General features: G+C 61.6%; 18 protein-coding genes. 7 read left to right on the forward strand and 11 right to left on the reverse strand.

Annotation, left to right across the window (positions count from 1 at the left end; genetic code table 11):
• The first annotated feature begins 230 nt into the window (after window positions 1-230).
• Window positions 231-740, forward strand: coding sequence for a GNAT family N-acetyltransferase (locus O0879_RS27980; protein ID WP_289919912.1), 510 nt, complete (start codon window positions 231-233; stop codon window positions 738-740).
• 6 nt (window positions 741-746) lie between these two features.
• Here O0879_RS27980 and O0879_RS27985 read toward each other — a convergent pair whose 3' ends face one another.
• On the reverse strand, window positions 747-1,595 hold the full coding sequence (locus tag O0879_RS27985; protein WP_099666128.1) for a hypothetical protein: 849 nt from the start codon (window positions 1,593-1,595) through the stop codon (window positions 747-749).
• 227 nt (window positions 1,596-1,822) lie between these two features.
• On the opposite strand from O0879_RS27985, the gene O0879_RS27990 reads away from it, so the two are divergent.
• The gene (locus O0879_RS27990) at window positions 1,823-2,560 is read left to right on the forward strand and encodes a metallophosphoesterase family protein (protein ID WP_289919914.1); all 738 of its coding nucleotides are present in this window, start codon (window positions 1,823-1,825) and stop codon (window positions 2,558-2,560) included.
• Here the strand turns inward: O0879_RS27990 and O0879_RS27995 are convergent, their stop codons facing one another.
• The 5 genes from O0879_RS27995 to O0879_RS28015 all read right to left on the reverse strand — a co-directional run bounded on the left by O0879_RS27995 (window position 2,561) and on the right by O0879_RS28015 (window position 11,061).
• Entirely contained in the window at window positions 2,561-3,904 is a 1,344-nt protein-coding gene (locus O0879_RS27995; protein ID WP_077398169.1) for a sigma-54 dependent transcriptional regulator, read from the reverse strand.
• The gene (locus tag O0879_RS28000; protein ID WP_289906957.1) at window positions 3,897-5,807 is read right to left on the reverse strand and encodes an ATP-binding protein; all 1,911 of its coding nucleotides are present in this window, start codon (window positions 5,805-5,807) and stop codon (window positions 3,897-3,899) included. The genes O0879_RS27995 and O0879_RS28000 overlap by 8 nt, the downstream gene beginning before the upstream one ends.
• Window positions 5,808-5,928: 121 nt before the next feature.
• Window positions 5,929-6,921, reverse strand: coding sequence for a porin (locus tag O0879_RS28005; protein ID WP_289919916.1), 993 nt, complete (start codon window positions 6,919-6,921; stop codon window positions 5,929-5,931).
• Between the two features lie 108 nt (window positions 6,922-7,029).
• The gene (locus O0879_RS28010) at window positions 7,030-8,343 is read right to left on the reverse strand and encodes a dicarboxylate/amino acid:cation symporter (protein WP_077398166.1); all 1,314 of its coding nucleotides are present in this window, start codon (window positions 8,341-8,343) and stop codon (window positions 7,030-7,032) included.
• Window positions 8,344-8,727: 384 nt separating this feature from the next.
• Complete coding sequence (locus O0879_RS28015) at window positions 8,728-11,061, reverse strand: catecholate siderophore receptor Fiu (RefSeq protein ID WP_289919918.1); 2,334 nt, start codon at window positions 11,059-11,061, stop codon at window positions 8,728-8,730.
• A gap of 291 nt (window positions 11,062-11,352) precedes the next feature.
• Here O0879_RS28015 and nudC point away from each other — a divergent pair, with 291 nt between their 5' ends.
• Together nudC and folE are read left to right on the forward strand one after the other, a co-directional pair.
• The gene (gene nudC / locus O0879_RS28020) at window positions 11,353-12,192 is read left to right on the forward strand and encodes an NAD(+) diphosphatase (protein WP_289919987.1); all 840 of its coding nucleotides are present in this window, start codon (window positions 11,353-11,355) and stop codon (window positions 12,190-12,192) included.
• Between the two features lie 74 nt (window positions 12,193-12,266).
• Window positions 12,267-12,830 carry a GTP cyclohydrolase I FolE gene (gene folE / locus O0879_RS28025; protein ID WP_099666133.1) on the forward strand — a complete coding sequence of 188 codons (564 nt, stop codon included), beginning with the start codon at window positions 12,267-12,269 and terminating at the stop codon, window positions 12,828-12,830.
• Between the two features lie 57 nt (window positions 12,831-12,887).
• On the opposite strand, the gene O0879_RS28030 is transcribed toward folE, so the two are convergent.
• Window positions 12,888-13,730 (reverse strand): helix-turn-helix transcriptional regulator, encoded by an 843-nt coding sequence (locus O0879_RS28030; RefSeq protein WP_289919920.1) that lies wholly within the window; start codon window positions 13,728-13,730, stop codon window positions 12,888-12,890.
• A gap of 170 nt (window positions 13,731-13,900) precedes the next feature.
• Between O0879_RS28030 and O0879_RS28035 the strand changes: the two genes are divergently transcribed.
• On the forward strand, window positions 13,901-14,308 hold the full coding sequence (locus O0879_RS28035) for a hypothetical protein (protein WP_289919921.1): 408 nt from the start codon (window positions 13,901-13,903) through the stop codon (window positions 14,306-14,308).
• A gap of 130 nt (window positions 14,309-14,438) precedes the next feature.
• Here O0879_RS28035 and O0879_RS28040 read toward each other — a convergent pair whose 3' ends face one another.
• On the reverse strand, window positions 14,439-14,804 hold the full coding sequence (locus O0879_RS28040) for a hypothetical protein (protein WP_034781254.1): 366 nt from the start codon (window positions 14,802-14,804) through the stop codon (window positions 14,439-14,441).
• 73 nt (window positions 14,805-14,877) lie between these two features.
• Window positions 14,878-15,306 (reverse strand): EamA family transporter, encoded by a 429-nt coding sequence (locus tag O0879_RS28045; protein ID WP_218965295.1) that lies wholly within the window; start codon window positions 15,304-15,306, stop codon window positions 14,878-14,880.
• A gap of 288 nt (window positions 15,307-15,594) precedes the next feature.
• On the opposite strand from O0879_RS28045, the gene O0879_RS28050 reads away from it, so the two are divergent.
• Window positions 15,595-17,241 (forward strand): methyl-accepting chemotaxis protein, encoded by a 1,647-nt coding sequence (locus tag O0879_RS28050; protein WP_289914013.1) that lies wholly within the window; start codon window positions 15,595-15,597, stop codon window positions 17,239-17,241.
• 16 nt (window positions 17,242-17,257) lie between these two features.
• Here the strand turns inward: O0879_RS28050 and O0879_RS28055 are convergent, their stop codons facing one another.
• The gene (locus O0879_RS28055; protein WP_251351680.1) at window positions 17,258-17,683 is read right to left on the reverse strand and encodes a hypothetical protein; all 426 of its coding nucleotides are present in this window, start codon (window positions 17,681-17,683) and stop codon (window positions 17,258-17,260) included.
• A gap of 188 nt (window positions 17,684-17,871) precedes the next feature.
• On the opposite strand from O0879_RS28055, the gene O0879_RS28060 reads away from it, so the two are divergent.
• Complete coding sequence (locus O0879_RS28060; protein ID WP_289919923.1) at window positions 17,872-18,570, forward strand: glutathione binding-like protein; 699 nt, start codon at window positions 17,872-17,874, stop codon at window positions 18,568-18,570.
• A 7-nt stretch (window positions 18,571-18,577) separates the two neighbouring features.
• Here the strand turns inward: O0879_RS28060 and uraH are convergent, their stop codons facing one another.
• Window positions 18,578-18,988, reverse strand: a complete 411-nt coding sequence (gene uraH, locus O0879_RS28065; RefSeq protein ID WP_289919925.1) for a hydroxyisourate hydrolase — start codon at window positions 18,986-18,988, stop codon at window positions 18,578-18,580.
• Window position 18,989 lies beyond the last annotated feature (1 nt).

The following is an 18,989-nucleotide window of genomic DNA, read 5'->3' on the forward strand; positions in this document are numbered from 1 at the left end:
GAAAGCCGGCAGATGCGTGTCTGCCGGTCTGTGGAAGGGGATCACCCTTGTTTTTCGTCAACCGCGATGGCGGATGTTACTTAAAAACAATAATATATAACCAATTGGAAGAAAATTAATGATTTTGCGACCAAGGGAGGAAATGCAGGCATGAAATGCGGGAGGGCGGGGGTGAGTGACGGTGATAAGATCGCGGACTGGATGGACGCCATCGTGCGGGAAAGCTCTTCATGCATGCAATAAACAAGGTCATCGCGTTGCGCGCCATTGCCCCGGGCGAAGAGGGCGCATTGGCGCAGCTGTTTCAACTGTACTGCTATGACAATTCCGCCTGGAGCGGCGAGGCGCTGCTGGCCGATGGTCGCTATGACGTGTGCGACGCAGGACTGGCGTCGTATGTGCATGCCGCCGGCCACACGGCCAGCTGGATCGAGGTCGATGGCGAACTGGCCGGTTTTTTCCTCACGGAGCCTGGCATGGCGGGTGAGCTGCCGGTGCAGGAATTCAGCGACTTTTTTATCCTGAAGAAATACCGGCGCCGGGGCGTGGCGCTGGAAGTGCTGCGCAGGGTGCTGCTGGACAGCGCGCAGGCGTGGCTGGTGGCGACGTTTCGCGACGATGCCGCTGCCTGCGCGTTCTGGCGTCACGCGTTTGCGCGCCTGCCGTTTGCCAGGGTCGAGGCGTATGACGACCCTGCCTTGCCGCAGTTCCAGCTGACCTTGCTGAAACCGGCGGCTTGAGCGCGTTTAGAAGCGTACTTTCACATACGCCGACGGCCCCGTCAGGCGCACGTTCAGGTCGGCATCGCGTTCGCTGTCGCGGTGCAGCTTGATTTTCGAAATGCCGTAGTCGGCCACGAAACCGATATTTTTGAACGGAAACCATTCCACGCCGATATTGCCGCCGTAGATGTGGCCGTTGATGCGTCCGCCATTTTTCTTGATGCCCGACGCTTCCGCATACATGCGCAAGTCCGGTGTGAATGCGTGGCGCCAGCCCACTTCCAGCAGCGGCGCGAACGCGTGCTCGCCGATGGAATCGCGCGCCGTGGCCGTTTCGCCATTGACGATGCCGGTGGCCGTGCCGTTCAGGCTGGCGTGGTAGTAGGCGGCGCCCAGGCCGATGCCGAAGGTGTCGTTGCCGCTGCCCAGCCACCATTTATAGGCCAGCTTGGCCAGGTCCAGTTTTAAATCGGCATTCGCCGTGGCCGTGCCCGTGACGGGCTGGCCATTGATGATGGTGTCGCCTGTCAGGCTTGGCGTGTAGGATTTGTCGTAGCGGTAGTAGTCGAATGCCAGGCCATGGCGGTCGCCGATCAGCAAGTCCGCCTTGATGCGGGGGATGGTCGTGTGGCTTTGCTTCGATTCGGGCGCATCGATGCGGCCAAACTGCGTGTCGGCGCCGATATTGATGCGCGGATCGGCGGAAAACGCCCCCACCGAGATGCTGACGCGATCCAGCGCGGGCGACGGTTCCGCCCGCGCCGTGGCGGCGGCCGTGGCGACACCCAGCACGCCCAGCATCATGGTGCTGCGCAAGGCAAGATGGCGCAAACGTGGCGGGGTCAGGCGGGCGGGAACGGGCGTGGCAAACATGGGGCTACTCCTCAAGATAAAGTGAACGGGCCGCGACGTCGGGGCGGCTGGCGTGATGCGGTAATGCAATGAGGAAATGGTAGCAATTGTTACTTTTGGATCACGTAGCCGCACGACGCAAATTTCCGTCGGATTTGTCCTACCGTGTGTAAGAGCCGGTACACATGCCGGCATTGCCTGCAAGGGGGAACGCGGGCAGAATGGTGTGTACGAGGAGGAGACACCGCATGAAAATTGCCGCCATTTCCGATATTCACGGCAACCTCGATGCGCTTGAGGCCGTGCTGGCCGACATCTCCCTGCGTGGCGTGGACATGATTGTCAACCTGGGCGATATCGTCTCGGGCCATCTGCAGCCGCGCGCCACGGCGGCGCGCCTGATGGGGCTGGACTTGCCCACCATCCGCGGCAACCACGAGCGGCAATTGTTCGGCGACCCGGCCCGCATGGGCGTGTCGGACGCTTTTGCGTGCGCGCAACTGCTGCCTGAACAACTCGCGTGGATCAATGCGCTGCCTGCCACCTTGCGCTTGCGCAAGGATGTGCTGCTCGTGCATGGCACGCCGCAAAGCGATCTCGTGTATTTTCTTGACAGCGTCACGCCGCAAGGCAGCCGTGCCGCCACGCCGGACGAGGTGGCCGAACGGGCAGGGACGACGGACGCGGCCTTGATCCTGTGCGGCCACACGCACATGCCGCGCCAGGTGCGCTTGCCCGATGGCCGGCTGGTCGTCAATCCGGGCAGCGTGGGCTTGCAAGCCTACGACGACGACCATGGTTATCCGCACGTGATGGAAAACGGCACGCCGCATGCGCGCTATGCCATCGCCGAACAGGGCACCGATGGCGCCTGGACGGCGCAGTTGCACGCCGTGGCATATGACTGGGAAAAGGCGGCCCGGCTGGCCCTGGCGAACGGGCGGCCCGACTGGGTCACGCCCTTGCGCACGGGCCGGGTCGGCTGATCAGCGGAACTCTTCGGCCACCAGGTTGTACTTCTGCATCTTGTGGTACAAGGTTTGCTTCGGCAAGCCGAGCACTGCACTCACTTCGCTGACGTTGCCGGAATATGCGCGCAGTTCCTGTTCGATCAGTGCGCGTTCGAAGCCGTTGACCTGCTCCGCCAGCGACAGGGGACTGGCCAGCCCGGCCGCCAGCAAGCTCGAGGCGCCGCCGGCGATGCCCAGCACGAAGCGGTCGGCGATATTGCGCAGCTCGCGCACATTGCCGGGCCAGGAATGGGCCATCAGGTTGCGCATCTGCGCGCTGGAGACGACGGGCGCGGCGCGGTTGTAGCGGGCGGCGGCGGCCAGCACGAAGTGTTCGAACAGGATGGGAATGTCCTCGCGTCGTTCGCGCAGCGGCGGCAGATGCAGCACGATCAGATTCAGGCGGTAGTACAGGTCGCTGCGGAATTTCTGTTGCTGCGACAAGTCTTCCAGGTCCAGCTTGGCCGCCGCGATGACGCGCACGTCGACGGGCGTGGGCACGTTCGAGCCCAGGCGCTCGATATAGCGTTCCTGCAGCACGCGCAGCAATTTGACTTGCAGGGACAGGGGCAGCGATTCTATTTCGTCGAGGAAAAAAGTGCCTTGATCCGCGTGCTCGATCTTGCCCACCTGCCGCTTGGCCGCGCCCGTGAACGCACCTGGTTCGTGGCCGAAGACTTCGCTTTCAAAAATGCTTTCGGGAATCGCGCCGCAGTTGACGGCGACGAAGTTGTGCTTGCGGCGGTGGCTGAAGTCATGCAGGCAGCGCGCCACCATTTCCTTGCCCGTGCCCGTGTCGCCATAGATCAGCACGTCGGCCGGTTCGTCGGCAACGTCGAGTATCAGGCGCCGTATGTCGCGCATCGCCACGGAATTGCCCAGCAGGCGAGCTTCGATGCCGCCGCCGTCTTCCAGTTGCCGGCGCAGGCTGTGCACTTCCAGGGTCAGGCGCCGCGTTTCCAGCGCGCGCAGGATGACGTCGACCAGTTGCTCGGATGAATACGGCTTTTCGATGAAATCGTAGGCACCCGTGCGCATGGCGTGCACGGCCATCGTGATGTCGCCGTGGCCCGTGACGAGGATCACGGGCAGGTTGGCGTCCAGCGTCTTGACCGCTTGCAGCAATTCCAGGCCGCTCATGCCGGGCAGGCGCACGTCGCTGACGACGATGCCGGGGAAATCCGGCGTCAGCAGTTTATAGGCCAGCTCGGCCGAGTGAAACGCCAGCACGTCCAGGCCGGCCAGTTGCAGTGCCTGCTCGCTGCCTTCGCGTACGGTGGGGTCGTCCTCGACCAGCAAGACCTTCAAGCCGTCAAACATGTTTTTCCTCCTGCGTTGCAATCTGTAGTTCGATGGTGAAGATGGCGCCGCCGCCGGGGGCGTTTTCGGCGCGCAGCACGCCGCCGAACTGGCGCGTGATCTGTTCGGAAATGGCCAGCCCCAGTCCCAGTCCCAGGCCTTGCGGCTTGGTCGTGAAGAACGGTTCGAACAGGTGTTCGCACACTTCCGTCGACAGGCCGGGTCCCGTGTCGGCCACGTGGATCAGCACGTGCTCCGGCGTGCATTCGACGGCCACGCGCAGGCTGCGCACGTCGCTGCCGTTCATGGCGTCGAGCGCGTTGGCGTACAGGTTCACCAGCACCTGTTCCAGGCGGTTGCTTTCGCACATGGCGAAGATGTCTTCGGGCGGCAGTTGCAAAGTAAAACGCACATTTTCCACCTGCAGCCGGCGTTCGACGAGGAACAGGGCGTTGCTGATCGCCGTGGGGATCGAGACGGAGGTCAGGCTGGTCGTCGATTTGCGCGCAAAAATCTTCAATTGACCCGTAATGGTCCCCATCCTGGCTGCAATTTGCGAGATCTTTGCCAGGTTGCGCCGTGCGTCGTCGAGCCGTCCCCGTTCGAGCAGGATGACGGCATTGTCGGACATGGTGCGCAGCGCCGTCAGCGGCTGGTTGAGTTCATGCGTGATGCTGGCGGACATTTGCCCCAGCACGGCCATCTTGCCGGCTTGAAACAGTTCGTTTTGCGTGATGTGGAGTTTTTGCTCGGCCTTGCTGCGCACGTCGATTTCCTGGCTCAGGCTTTGCGTCATGGCATTGAGTTCGGACGTGCGTTCCTCGACCATGGCTTCCAGGTTGTCATAGGCATGCTGCAGATCTTCGCGGGCGCGCAATTTTTGCGCCACGGCCGCGCGGCGCTGGCGCAGGTAAAAGAACAGCAGCATGAAAAAGCCCAGCAGCACGCAAGAGAAGGCGGCCGCGGCGCGCGCGCTGGCCTTGGCCTGCGCCAGGTCGGACAGGTAAATGAACGTCCAGCCTTGCGGGGACTTGAGCTTGATCTGCGTCATGACGCTGGAGCTGATCTTCGGCGGCGTGTCGGCATGTTCCTGCTCGCGCACGCTGATCACGCGGGCGCCATTGCCCAGCTGGCGGTCGGAAACGAAGGGGATGGCTGCCAGCTGCTTCGAATAATACTGGCGCGTGCGGTTGAGTTCTTCGACGATGGCGGGCGACAGCGGCGCCAGGGTCTTGTATTTCCAGTCCGCCATGGAGCTGAGGAAGATCACGCCGTGCTCGTCGGCCAGCATGACCTTGTCGGCGCCCTGCACCCAGCGTTTTTCCAGGTTTTCCAGGTTCACCTTCACCGTTGCCAGGCCCAGCATGTGGCCATTCTGGTAGATGCCGTGGGCAAAGAAATAACCGGGTTCCAGCCGCGTCGTGCCCACGCCATAGAAGCGGCCCGGCGTGCCGCGCAGCGCATCCTGGGCGTAGGGGCGGAACGAGATATTGTCGCCAATAAAACTATCGGGCTGCTGCCAGTTGCTGGCGGCCCGCGTGTTGCCGTCGAGGTTGCTGATGAAAATGGTCGATGATTTCGCCTGAGCATTCATTTGCTCGAGGTAATGGTTGACCGTATCGACCAGCACCGGGTCTTCCGGATGCTGCAGCAAGCGGATGACGTCGCGGTTCAGTTCCAGCGTCTTGGGCAGGAAATCGTATTTTTCCAGCGCATTTTCCAGGCTGCTGACATATACCTCGAGGCGCTGCGCGCCGCTGGCCTGCAGCTTGCCGATGGCGATGCGTTCGGTCCAGAAATACACGAGCCAGACGGTGGCCAGACAGGCGGCCAGCACCACGCCCCAGGCCAGCGTTTCGCGGCCCGACCGTTGCGACAGGCGCTGGCGCCAGGAAAGGGAGGGTTTCGTAGTACTGCTATTCATAAAATCAGCTGCCAACTTGCAAGAACCCACAGTATCGCATTTAAATATTGCGTAAAAAGAAAAAGCCGCCGGATATGCATCCGGCGGCTCACACTTCTATGTCACGGACAGCTCGACGTCCTTAGAAGGTATGGCGCATGCCCAGGTTGAAACCGCTGTTGCCGGTGCCATTGTCCGTGGCATTGCCGACGACGAAGGTAGCGCCGTTCTTGTTGCTGATGTGGCCGTAACCGGTGTACAGGTCGCTGCGCTTGGACAGGGCATAGAAGGCGCCGATGGCCCACTGCTGGGCGTCACGGTTGGCAATGCTCTTGTCGTTGTGGCGGATGTACGACGCGACCAGCTTGGTGGCGCCGAACGGGGCGCTGAAGCCGACCAGGATGTCGTTGCTCTTGCTGTTGTCGAGGGCGCGGTTGTCGGCGTAGCCGAAGTTGCCTTGCAGCACGCCAAAGTCGTAGCGCGTGGCCAGCAGGGTGTTGCGCGTTTGCTGGGTCGCCAGCGCATTTTCCTTGCGGTGGTGCGTCAGGGTCACGTTCAGCGGACCGTCGATGTAATGCACGGCGCCGCCCATGCTGCGGTTTTTCGCATTGTCGCCGGCTACTTCGCCAAAGCCATACGCCAGGTCGGCCGACAGGTGGCTATAGGTCGGCGTGGTGTATTGCACCATGTTATCGACGCGGATATTCGTCACCATCAGGTTCGATGCCGTGCCGGCCAGGCCGATGACGAACGGATCGGCCACGTCGCGCAGGGCCAGGTAGTACGGGGAATATTGGCGGCCCAGGGTGACGGCGCCGGCGCTGCCGGTCAGGCCGACATATGCCTGGCGGCCGAACAGCAGACCGCCCTGGCCCGAGGTGCCGGTGTCGATATTGAAACCGCTTTCCAGCACGAAGGTAGCGGCCAGGCCGCCGCCCAGGTCTTCCTTGCCCTTGAAGCCGATGCGCGAGCCGGAAGCGACGCCGGATGCAACGCGGTTCAGGCGGTCTCCAGCCGCATCCTTGTCGAACACCAGGCCGGCGTCAGCCACGCCGTAGATGGTCACGCTCGATTGGGCCATGGCGCCGGTGGAGGCTGCGCCGAGGGTCAGCAGGGTAAACAGGACTTTTTTCATGAAAATCTCTCTAATAAGTTGGAATGACTACTGATCGCACTACCTGACTGCTTGTTACTCAACATCGACAACAAATAAATGGCCCGCTTGTGGCGGGCCATGGCGCTATCAGGCTTTGCTAGCGTGATCCGCTTCGCCCCAATGGCTTTCCGTGTTCAGGCTGGCCGCGTTGGCTGCGGCGGCTTCTTCCTCGGTGGCCAGGCCACCTTCCCACTTGGCGACGACGGCCGTGGCGACGGCATTGCCGACCGCGTTGGTGGCCGAACGGCCCATGTCGAGGAATTGGTCGACGCCCATCAGCAGCAGCAAGCCCGCTTCCGGAATATTGAACTGGTTCAGGGTAGCGGCAATTACCACCAGCGAGGCGCGCGGCACGCCGGCCATGCCTTTCGAGGTCAGCATCAGCAGCAGCAGCATGGTGATCTGGGTGCCGATTGACAGGTCGATGCCGTAGGCTTGCGCAATGAACAGCACGGCAAAGGTGCAGTACATCATCGAACCGTCGAGGTTGAAGGAGTAGCCCATTGGCAACACGAAGCTGGAAATCTTGCGGTCCACGCCGAACTGGTCGAGCGCCGTCAGCAGTTTTGGATAGGCCGCTTCTGAGCTGGCCGTCGAGAATGCCAGCAGGAAAGGTTCGCGGATCAGGCCGACCAGTTTGAAGATGCGCGGGCCGATGACGACGAAACCGGCGCCGATCAGCAGGGCCCACAGGCACAGCAGGCCTACGTAGAAGCCGCCCATGAACTTGGCAAACGTGACCAGCACGCCCAGGCCGTGGGTGGTGATGACGGAAGCCATCGCGGCGAACACGGCCAGCGGGGCCAGGTTCATGATGGTGCCGGTGATGCGCAGCATGACTTGCGCCAGCTGGTCGACGACGGCCGTCAGGGTCTTGCCCGATTCGCCCAGGCCGGCCAGTGCGCCGCCGAAGAAGATCGAGAACACGAGCACTTGCAGGATTTCATTGTTGGCCATGGCCTCGATCGGCGACTTCGGCACCAGGTGCGTGAAGAAATCTTTCAAGGTGAAGGCGGCCGTTTTCAGATTGGTCGACGCGTGAATGTCCGGCAATGGCAAACCCAGGTTGGTTCCCAGCTGCATCAGGTTCGACAGCACCATGCCCAGCGCCAGCGACACCAGCGAGGCCACCACGAACCAGCACATGGCTTTCAGGCCGATGCGGCCCGCCGTCTTGCCGTCGCCCATGTGGGCGATACCGACGGTCAGGGTGGAGAACACCAGCAGCGCAATGATCATCTTGATCAGGCGCAGGAAGACGTCGGTGACGATGGAAATATTGCCAGCGATTTGAGCGCTGAGCTTGGCATCAGGGAAAGCGGTGTTGCATCCATAGCCCACGGCAATGCCGAGGATCATGGCAATCAGGATGTACAGGGTTAATGGCCGTTTCTTTTTCATTTTGACTCCTCCGGTGAAACGCCGCTGTGAGCGGATTATTGATAGCGAGCAACTCAAGCTTGGAGTCAATATTTCTCAAAAACAAGCCCTTGCGTGCCAGCGATTATTTGCAGCAAAACCTGTACATAGCAAAGGATATGCCTGAAATGGGAATTTGGAACCTAACTTCTTAAGTTGTTGATTTAAGGAAGCTTTTTTGTTGTTTAGATGTCGCAACTTGGCGTGCTTGCGCGAAATATTGGACGCGGCGGGATATCGCTGTATGACTTTTCATACGCTAGTCGCGGCAGGGCGGCGGTGCGCCAAAAAGACAAGATTGGCAGGACAATAAAAAAGCCCCTCCGAAGAGGGGCTTGATGTGACGCAATGCGTGTTCTCTTGACGTTAGAACTTGATATTCGCCGTCAGGCTGAACGAACGGGGCTGGCCCGGGGTGTAGCGGAAGCCGGACTTGTTGATGGCCGCCACATAGGTCTTGTCGGCCAGGTTGTAGGCGTTCAACTGCACGTCGAGGTTCTTGTTGACGGTGTAGGTTGCCATGGCGTCGAAGACCCAATAGGCATCCACGCGGGCCGGCGTGCCGACGGCGCCGTCGGTGCCGCGCAGCATTTCACCCACGTAACGCGCGCCGCCGCCGATCTTCAGGCCGAATGGCAGGGTGTACGAAGTCCAGCTGGTGAACGCCTGTTTTGGCGTGTAGGTGAGGTTCTTGTCGCCGCTGGCCGTGAAGACCTTGTTCGACTCGACCTTGGTATTCATGCGGGTGTAGCCGGCGCTGACCAGCCAGTTCGGCATGATTTCGCCTACCACGCCCAGTTCCAGGCCTTGCACGCGTTTCTTGCCGGTCTGGTAATAAATGGTCGAGATGACGGGATCTTGCTCCACTTCATTCTTGACGGTGGTCTGGTAGACGGCGGCCGACAGCGACAGTTTTTGCTTCAGGAAGTCCCACTTGGTGCCGATTTCCTTGGTGATGGTTTCCTGTGGGTCATAGTTCAGGTTTTGCGCGCTGCTGGCGGCGGTGCTCAGGGCAAAATTGGTGCCTGGCGGTGCTTTCGACGTGGCCAGCAAGGCGTACACGCTGCTGTCCGGCGTCGGCTTGTACATGGCCGAGATCTTGCCGTTGGCCAGGGTGTCGCTCAGGGTCAGGTGGGTGGGAATTGGCGTGCCCACTGGCAATGGCTGTACCGCAGGCGCAGTCACGGCCCCTTGCAGGGCGACGGCGTCATACGTGGTGTTGAAATGGTCGAAGCGCACGCCGCCGTTGAAGAGCCACTTGTCGCCGAACTTGATGGTATCGAACATATACAGGCTTTGCGTGTTGACTTCGCCTTCGGTGAAGGCGCCGCTGCGCACAGGGTTGTGGCCGGTGACGGTGTCGCGCGGATTCGGCTTGTACAGGTTCGCTGCCGGCAAGGTGCCCAGGCTGGCGGGCACATAGCTGTAGTTGGTCTGTTTTTCGCTGGTGAACTCGGCGCCGGCCACCACGGAGTGCTTCAGCACGCCCGTGTCGAATTGCGCGCTGACCACGGTCTGGTTGGTCAGGATCGTGTTTTCCTGGTCCTTCACGGTGCGCAGCGAGCGCGCCAGGGTCCAGGTCGACGGATCGGTGGTGACCGGTGTCTTCAGGTTGCCCATGCTGCCCATGAAGGCCGTCAGCAGGTAGTCTTGCTTGGTCTTGCCGTAGCGCGTGGTGTTCTGGATCTGCACGTTGGGCGAGAAATCATGGTCGATGCGCAAGGTGCCCATGTCGGCCTTGATCTTGTCGTAGTCCGAGGTGGAACCGTAGAAATTCTTCGGATCGACCCTGGCGGCGCTGTTCAGGAAGCTGCGGATGACCGGTTGATCCTTCGTTGGAACGTCCGGTGTCGAGTAGCCCGGCAAGCCGATGGTCGGCACGCCGCCGTCGGGCACGTTGTTTTGATCCACGTGCAGGTAGCTGGCCGTGATGCGCGTTGGTTTACCGATGCCGAAGGTGACGGTGGGCGCGAAGGCCCAGCGCTTGTTCTTGACTTCATCGCGTGCCGGGTTGCCGCTATCCTGCGTCATCAGGTTCAGGCGCAAGGCCGTGCCCGTATCGCTGTCGAGGATGCGGTTCCAGTCGGCCGTGGCGCGTTTCTGCTTGCCGCTGCCCGCCGTCAGCAGCGAATTGAATTTGTTTTCCATGGTGGCCGTCTTGCTGACCAGATTGATCGAGCCGGTCGGCGAGCCGCGGCCGCTGTCGGTGCCCGCCGGGCCCTTCAAGACGTCGATCTGTTCGATGTTGAAGACGTCGCGCGAAATGGAGCCCACGTCGCGCACGCCATCGACATAGATGCTGCCGGACGAATCGAAACCGCGCATGTAGACGGCGTCGCCCGTGTTCGTGTTGCCGTTTTCACCGAGGAAGAAAGTGCCGACGCCCGGCGTGTTGCGCAGCGCATCCGTCAGGGTCAGCGCGCCTTGCTGTTCGATCAATTCCTTCTTGATCACGACGATGGTTTGCGGCGTGTTGACCAGCTCTTCCGTGTATTTCGGCGACGAGGCTTTCTCGGCCTTGAAATCATTTTCCTTGGAACCAATGACCTTGACTTCGTTCAGGGTTTGCTGCGATGCAGGCGCGCTCTGGCCGGCCGGATCGGCGGCCTGGGCGGCAACGGGCAGCAGCATCACGGCCAGGGCGGCGCCGATGTGCTGGTTGAAACGGGATTGGACGTGTTTGCGGCTCTTGATTGCCATCTTGCTCTCTCGAAAAGGTCAGGTAGTGGTTCCTGGCTGGCTGCGCGACGCTGTGCTGTGGCAAGCGGGCAAGTGGCTGGCGATGGACGGGTTGGCAGACATTGTAATTATTGGGCGCTAATTCGTAAATGAGAATCGTTATCAGTCTCGTTTACGCAACGAATTGGGTGTGCCGTAAAAAAAACACTGTCATGGCCCATGAATGCTTGCTTTGCTGCATGGCCGCTGCTACGCGCGCAGGCGTCCGGCAGCGGGAGTATGATGAGCAACCTTTACAAATTTCCGCCAAGCATGCTGCAGACACCCGATGCCTTCGTCCCCCTGATCGATCCTCCCGAACCGGCCCCGGCGGCAGCCGACACGCTCACCTTCGTCTTTCACCGCGGGCGTTTATTGTTGCGCACGCCCGAGCTGACCCTGCCCACTGCCGCCGAGGCGGCCGCGCTCGATATCGACCTGAGCCGCGCCCAGCCCGTGGGCTTGTGGCAGGGCCGCTATTGCCAGACCGTCTGGACGGATGACGAGGCCTTGCCCGCCGATGCGCCCCTGGCCTGGCACGGCATGCGCTCGCTGTTCCATGCCGTCGACGATGCTTTCCTGGGCCTGGCCAGCCGCGCCGCGCAGCTGGCCGAGTGGGCGCGCACGCACCGTCATTGCGGCGTGTGCGCCACGCCCATGCAGCGCACGCGCGGCGAACGCTGTTTCACCTGCGCCGCCTGCGGCATGCTCGCGTATCCGCGCATTTCGCCTGCCATGATGGTACTCATCCGCAAGGGCGAGCAAGTGCTGCTGGCCATGCACAAGCATTCGCCATCGCAGCGCTTCAGTCCGCTGGCCGGTTTCCTGGAAGCGGGCGAATCGATCGAGGAGGCCGTGCACCGGGAAGTGATGGAAGAGGTCGGCTTGCGCGTGCATAACCTGCAGTACTTCATGAGCCAATCCTGGCCGTTTCCCCATTCGCTGATGATCGCGTTTACGGCCGATTACCTCGATGGCGAGATCCGCCTCGACGAGAACGAGATCGCCGAGGCGCGCTGGTTCGGCCCCGGCGATGCCTGGCCGGAAGCGAGTTCCAGCGTGTCGATTTCCGCGCTGCTGGTGCAGGCGCACCGCCCGCCGGCAGTGCCGTAAAGCGGGGGCTGCTCAGGCAGCTTGCCGCATTTTCTATATACTGGCGGCAATTGCAAATTTTAGGGTGGTTTAGCATGTCTCAAGAATTCTCCGAAAACGACTGGCGCCGGCTCATCAGCAGCTTTGGTGAAGATCCGCAGCGTCCTGGCTTGCTGGAAACGCCGGCGCGCGTGGCAAAAGCCTGGAAACATTGGACCTCCGGCTATGGCCAGGACCCGGTCGATTTGTTGAAAGCCTTTGAAGATGGCGCGGAACAGTACAACGAGCTGATCGTCGTGCGCGGCATCCCCGTCTACAGCCATTGCGAACACCATCTGGCGCCGTTTTTCGGCAAGGCCACCATCGGCTACGTGCCCAACGGCAAGATCGTCGGCCTGTCGAAACTGACGCGCCTCGTCGATTGCTTCTCCAAGCGCCTGCAAGTGCAGGAGCGTATGACGATGCAGATCGCCAATGCCTTGATGGAAGTGCTGGAACCGAAGTCGGTCGGCGTGGTCGTACGCTGCCGCCACCTGTGCATGGAAAGCCGCGGCATCCGCACGCCGGGCGAAGAAACCATCACCTCGGCCATGCTGGGCGAGATGCAGCCGAACCTGGCGCTGCGCACGGAGTTCCTGGCACTGGCGCGCGAAGTATGATGATTTAAGCGATGATGCATGACGAAGGCGGCATATGCCGCCTTTTTTTATGCATTTTTATATTCTCCTGGATTCCCGTTCCGCCAGGTAGCGGGCCGGCGGCTTGCCCACTGCCTTGCGGAACATGGTGACAAAACCGCTGGTATTTTCATAGCCGAGTTCCAGCGCCACCGCTTTCACGCTGCGCCCTTGCGCCAGCCGTTGCAAGGCCAGGATGACGTGCAATTGCCGGCGCCAGCGGCCCACGCTCATGCCCATCTCCTCCAGGGATTGCCGGGTCATGCTGCGCTCGCTCATGCCGATGCGGTTGGCCCACTCGGCCAGCGTGCGTTTATCGGCAGGGTGCGCCAGCAGCAGGGCGGCCAGGCGGCGCAGCCGCGCATCGCGCGGCATCGGCAAATGCAAGTCTTCCACGGGCGCGGCCGCCAATTCATCGAGCAGGGTGAGCACCAGGCGTTCCTGCGCGCCCTGCAGCGCGGCCAGGGTGGGAAAACCGGCCGCCTTGGCGATCAGTTCGCGCAGCAATGGCGAGACGGCCACGGTGCAGCAGACGGCGGGCAAGGCCGGCGCCATGCCTGGCTCGACAAACAGGCAATAACATTGCGCCTCGCCCACGCCCTGCGCCGCGTGCATCAGGCCGCCCGGTATCCACACGGCGCACTGGGGCGGCACGATCCACACGCCGCTTTCCACCTCGCAATGAATCACGCCCCGCGTGGCATACAGCAACTGCCCCTTGCGGTGCTGGTGCGGCGCCTGTTCCGCATCCTCGGGCACGCTGGCCAGGCCCACGGCCAGCAAGGGACGCAGCACGCCATCGACATCGAAATCGAGGATGGAGGCGTCGTCGTCCAGGCCCAGGCGGGCCGTCAGCATGCTGGGCAAAAGGGGATGGGGCATGGGAAGACTTTGGCTGGATTGAATAATATTGTGGCTATTTTATGCAATGACGCGCAGCACTGCCAACGCTATCGTATGGGCATCCGCAGCCCCGCTTCCACGGCAACCGCCGCCGCCAGTGTTCTGATGAAGGTGAGGAGGAACGGCAACCCCCTTGAAGGAGTCATCCCATGCAACTCGATTTTTCCACATTCCCTCTCGTCTGGATGCGCCGCGACGGCGCGGCAGATACCAAGGCCGATGTGCTGTTTGCCCAGTTCGACGCGCTGCTGGCGCGCCGGCAGGCGTTTGTCATCCTCAGCGAGGAAGGTTTTGACGAGGACGGGCATGAACACCCGCAGGCGGAGCGCAAGCGCGCATCGCTGTGGATGAAGCAGAACAAGGCCGCCATCCGCGCGTATATCCAGGGCATGGTGCTGATCGAACCGAGCGCCGCCAAGCGCCTGGCAGGCAAGGCCTTTGCCGTTCTATTTGGCAAGTTCTGGGGCTATCCCCTGCATTTCGGCACCAGCCGCGACGACGCGCTCGACATCGCCCAGCATTTGCTCAGGGCGTGGCTGCCGCCAAGGGAGGGCTGACAAACTCAAGAGCACCTGACAAAACCGTAGCGAGCGGCAGTGATTTGTGGCTAAGAAGCGCAACCGTACTCCAGTACGGTGAGCATCGCAGGCTGCCTATACCGACGCGCAGCAGGTTTGGTCAGGTGTTTTAGTAGCGGTAGTCGTTGACGAAATGCTTGGTGAAGTTGTACTTGCTGCCGCCGTCGAGCAAGTCGACCAGGCGCTTCGGCGCCGAGGCCGACATGAAGGCGTCGGCCGCGCCGCCCGTGCTGCGGAACTTCATGCCGGGGCTGAGGATCTGGTTGGCGCCGATCTTCAGGTGCTGGAAGCTTTTCGTTTTTTCATTGTTGAGGATGAAGTGCAATTCCTGCTTGAACGTCAGGAAGGGGATCTTCAGCCACCAGCCTTCGTCCGTGCCATAGCTGGCGACGCTGGCAAAGTGCGTGTTCTTGTCCGTCAGGGTGGGTTTGCCCAGGCGGTCGTTGATGCGTTTCATGGCTTCATTCTTGGTCATGCTGTTCTTTCGTGATTCGATCTATGCGGCGTGCATTCTGACACAGGCGCGCCGCCGCGTGCCGTGGAATGCGTCACAGTAGCAAAATCAGCGAGCCGAGCACGATCAAGCCGCCACCGAGAGCCCCTTTCAGCGTGAATGGTTCGCCCAGCACCAGCCAGCCGGCCAGCATCACCAGCGCCACGCTGAGCTTGTCGACGGGCGCCACCAGCGAGACGGGCCCCAGCTGCAGCGCGCGGAAATAGCATAGCCACGACAAACCCGTGGCCACGCCCGAGGCGATCAGGCAGGTCCAGCCCACCCAGTTGCCGCCGGCGGGGCGCTGCCATTCCGCGCGCAGTGAGATGATGGCCGCCGTCACCAGCAGGATGACGCCCGTGCGTATCAAGGTGGCCATGTTGCTGTTCAGGTGGGCCACGCCCAGCTTGCCCAGGATGGCCGTCAGGGCCGCGAACACGGCCGACAGGATGGCAAAGCCTTGCCAGCTCATGGTGGTGGACATGGAACTCCTTGCGCGGTGGGGAATGGGAGTGACTGTAGCGCAAAAGAACGGCGGCCGCTGGCCCCAATTTTATTGCAACGCACCATCAATTCTCATCAATTGTCGCAACGCATTAACAACACTGGGCAAAATTCATTGCTTCCCGGCATTGTAAATATCGGTCGTTCGAGCGTATGCTGAAGCAGTCTGAACGGTGCCGCCAGAGCACCGTCGCCGCCGCATTCCTGGCCAGCCGAGCTGGAAGCGGGCCACGCCCCTTTGCCGCAAATAGATAGTTGGAGACACAGCATGAAGAAATTGACGTTCCAGCAAAAGTTATGGATTCCCCTGATTTGCAGCCTGTTGTGCATCACCGTTATTTTTGTCTATAACGCCCTGGAAGTGCGCAAGATCCGCATCGAAGAGCGCAGCGCCGACCTGAGCAATGCCGCCGACCTGGGTCTGGGCGCCGTCAAGATGTTCGGCGACCTGGCCGCCAGCGGCGCCCTGACGAAGGAAGAAGCGCAGAAGCAGGCCACGGCCGTCATCAAGAGCATGCGTTTCGGCGAGACCGGTTATTTGTCCATCATCAACCTCGATGCCGTCGTCGTGATGAATCCCGCCGCACCGCAAACGAACGGCAAGAACATGTCGGATTTTAAAGATGCCAACGGTACTTATCTGTACCGCGACATCGTTGCCGTCGGCAAGAGCGATGCGGGCAAGGGCTTCGTCCACTATTATTTCCCCCGTCCCGGCCAGAAAACCCCCGAACCGAAGATGAGCCGCGTGGTGGCTTACAAGCCATGGGCCTGGACCCTGGTGGTGGGCGTGTACATGGATGATATCGATGCGGCCTTCCGCCAGTCGCTGCTCACCTCGCTGGGCGTGCTGGTACTGGTATGCGGCTTGCTGGCGGCCGTCGTCGTGGTGATCAACCGCAGCCTGCGCCATGCGCTGGGCGGTGATCCCGAGTATGCGGCCGACGTGGCGGAAAAGATCGCGAATAACGATTTGAGCGGCGTCGTGCGCACGCATGCCAACGACCGCCACAGCGTGCTGTACGCGATGAAAACCATGCAGACCAACCTGGTCGATGCGATCAGCGAAATCCGCCACAGCGCCGAGACGATCGCCACGGCATCGAGCGAGATTGCCAGCGGCAATATGGACTTGTCGGCGCGCACGGAAATGCAAGCCAGTTCGCTGGAAGAAACGGCCGCCTCGATGGAGGAATTGACGTCGACCGTGACGCAGAACGCGGGCAATGCCGTGCAGGCGAATGAACTGGCGCAGTCCGCTTCCGCCGTGGCGCGCCAGGGCGGCGCCGTGGTGGCGCAAGTGATCGGCACCATGGACACCATCAACGCTTCGTCGCGCAAGATCGTCGACATCATCGGCGTCATCGACGGCATCGCCTTCCAGACGAATATCCTGGCCTTGAACGCGGCCGTGGAAGCGGCGCGCGCCGGTGAGCAGGGACGCGGCTTTGCCGTCGTGGCGTCGGAAGTGCGCAACCTGGCGCAACGGTCCGCCGGCGCGGCGAAGGAAATCAAGGAATTGATCGGCGCTTCCGTCGACAGCATCGCGGCCGGCAGCACCCTCGTCGCACAGGCGGGCACGACCATGGATCAGGTGGTCGCTTCCGTTTCGCGCGTGACCGACATCATGGCCGACATCACGGCCGCCTCGCACGAGCAAAGCACGGGCATCGGCCACGTCAACCAGGCGATCACGGAGATGGATAGCGTGACGCAGCAAAATGCGGCACTGGTGGAAGAGGCGGCGGCAGCGGCATCGAGCATGCAAGACCAGGCGGCCGTGCTGGCGCAACTGGTGGCGCGCTTCAAGCTGTCGGCGCAGGAATCGGGGACGGCGCCGCGCCTGGCGGCAAGCTCGGCTGGCGCGCCACGCGCCGTGGCGAAAAAGCCGCTGCGCAGCCTGGCAGCGCGTTAGGGGTTTCGTTCAGGACTTACTGGGCTGGCGCCGCCGCTTGCGGCGCCGGTTCGAATTCCAGCTTGTCATCGACGACCACGAATTGCCCGATCGGCTGGCCCAGGTCGGCTTTCGGGTCGTTTTCCATTTCCGTCAGCTCATTACAGGTATTTGTTTCCGCCTGCCACAGCTGCTTGCCCATGCGGATATTCCATATGCCATCGCCGGCCGCAAACAGCTCGACGGTGATGTCGGCCGGCGCATCCGTCGACAAGGTATGCAGGCGCTGGCATTGCGGCAAATTGGTCGCCATCAGCTGCACTTCCACGGTATCTTGCCAAAAATAACGTTGCTGGCGGCGCACGGTCAGGGAATGGTCTTGCCCATCGAACATATAGATGGCGAAGTCCTGGACACAGCCTGACAGCAGGACGGACAGCGTGACGATCAGGAGTTTGCGCATGGTCGGCTTTCTTTGTTTGTGCTCTGGAATGTCGGGATGCCTGCGTGACGGCGCGAGTGGGCGCTTGCCTCGCTTGGGCGCCGTCTTGTTTTTCGCTTACGTGGCATTATATCCATGCATATCAGTTGCGGCGCGACAATAGTGATGCGGAGGCCGCCTGCCCTACTTATCTACCTGGAAAGACCACGATGATCGACCTGTATTACTGGACTACGCCCAACGGGCACAAAGTGACGATGTTCCTGGAAGAAGCGGGCATCCCCTACAAGCTCATTCCCGTGCATATCGGCAAGGGCGAACAGTTCAAGCCCGAGTTTCTCGCCATCGCGCCGAACAACCGCATCCCCGCCATCGTCGACCAGGCGCCGGCAGATGGCGGCGCGCCGCTGTCCCTGTTCGAGTCGGGCGCCATTTTGCAATACCTGGCCGAGAAAAGCGGGCAATTCCTGCCGGACGACGTGCGCGGACGCGCCGAAGTCATGCAGTGGCTGTTCTGGCAAATGGGTGGCCTGGGTCCCATGGCCGGGCAAAACCACCATTTCGTGCAATATGCGCCGGAACCCATCGAGTACGCCATCACGCGCTACGTGAATGAAACGAACCGGCTGTATGGCGTGCTGAACAAGCGCCTGGCGGACCGTGCATTCGTGGCCGGCGACAGCTATTCCATCGCCGACATGGCGATCTACCCGTGGATCGTGCCGCACGCCCGCCAACGCCAGAAGCTGGAAGATTTCCCGCACTTGGCGCGCTGGTTCGCGGCCATTGCCGCCCGTCCCGCCACCGTGCGCGCGTATGCGCGGGCGGCCGAAATCAATGTGCAGCCGACCGTCAGCGGCGACGCGAAAAGCGTGCTGTTCGGACAGACGGCGAAGACGGTGGCGTGATCGACGGTCAGTTTCCCCGGTAAGTGGAAAAACCGAAAGGACTGAGCAGCAAGGGAATGTGATAGTGCTGGTCGGTCTTTTCCACGTGAAATTGCACGGGGATTTCCGGGAAAAAAGTTTCCTGTTTCAGGCGCGCATAGTGCTCGCCTGTTTTAAACACGATGCGGTAATCGCCCGCCTGCAAGGGCGTATCGGCCGGATACATGGCCGCGATGCGCCCCTGCGCATTCGTCACGGCGCTGCTCAATTGCTTCCAGTCATCTCCCTTCTTGTGCTCCAGGGTCACCGTCACGCCCGCCGTCGGCTGGCCGCTTTGCAAGTCGAGGATGTGCACGCTCAAGGGATTGGCGGCGGCCAGGGCCGTGCTGGACAGGCTGGCGAAGGCCAGGGCGGCGGTGATTTTTTTCAGACAGGTCATC

Source organism: Janthinobacterium sp. SUN120, from assembly GCF_030397735.1.
In the GTDB taxonomy this organism is placed as follows: domain Bacteria; phylum Pseudomonadota; class Gammaproteobacteria; order Burkholderiales; family Burkholderiaceae_D; genus Janthinobacterium; species Janthinobacterium kumbetense.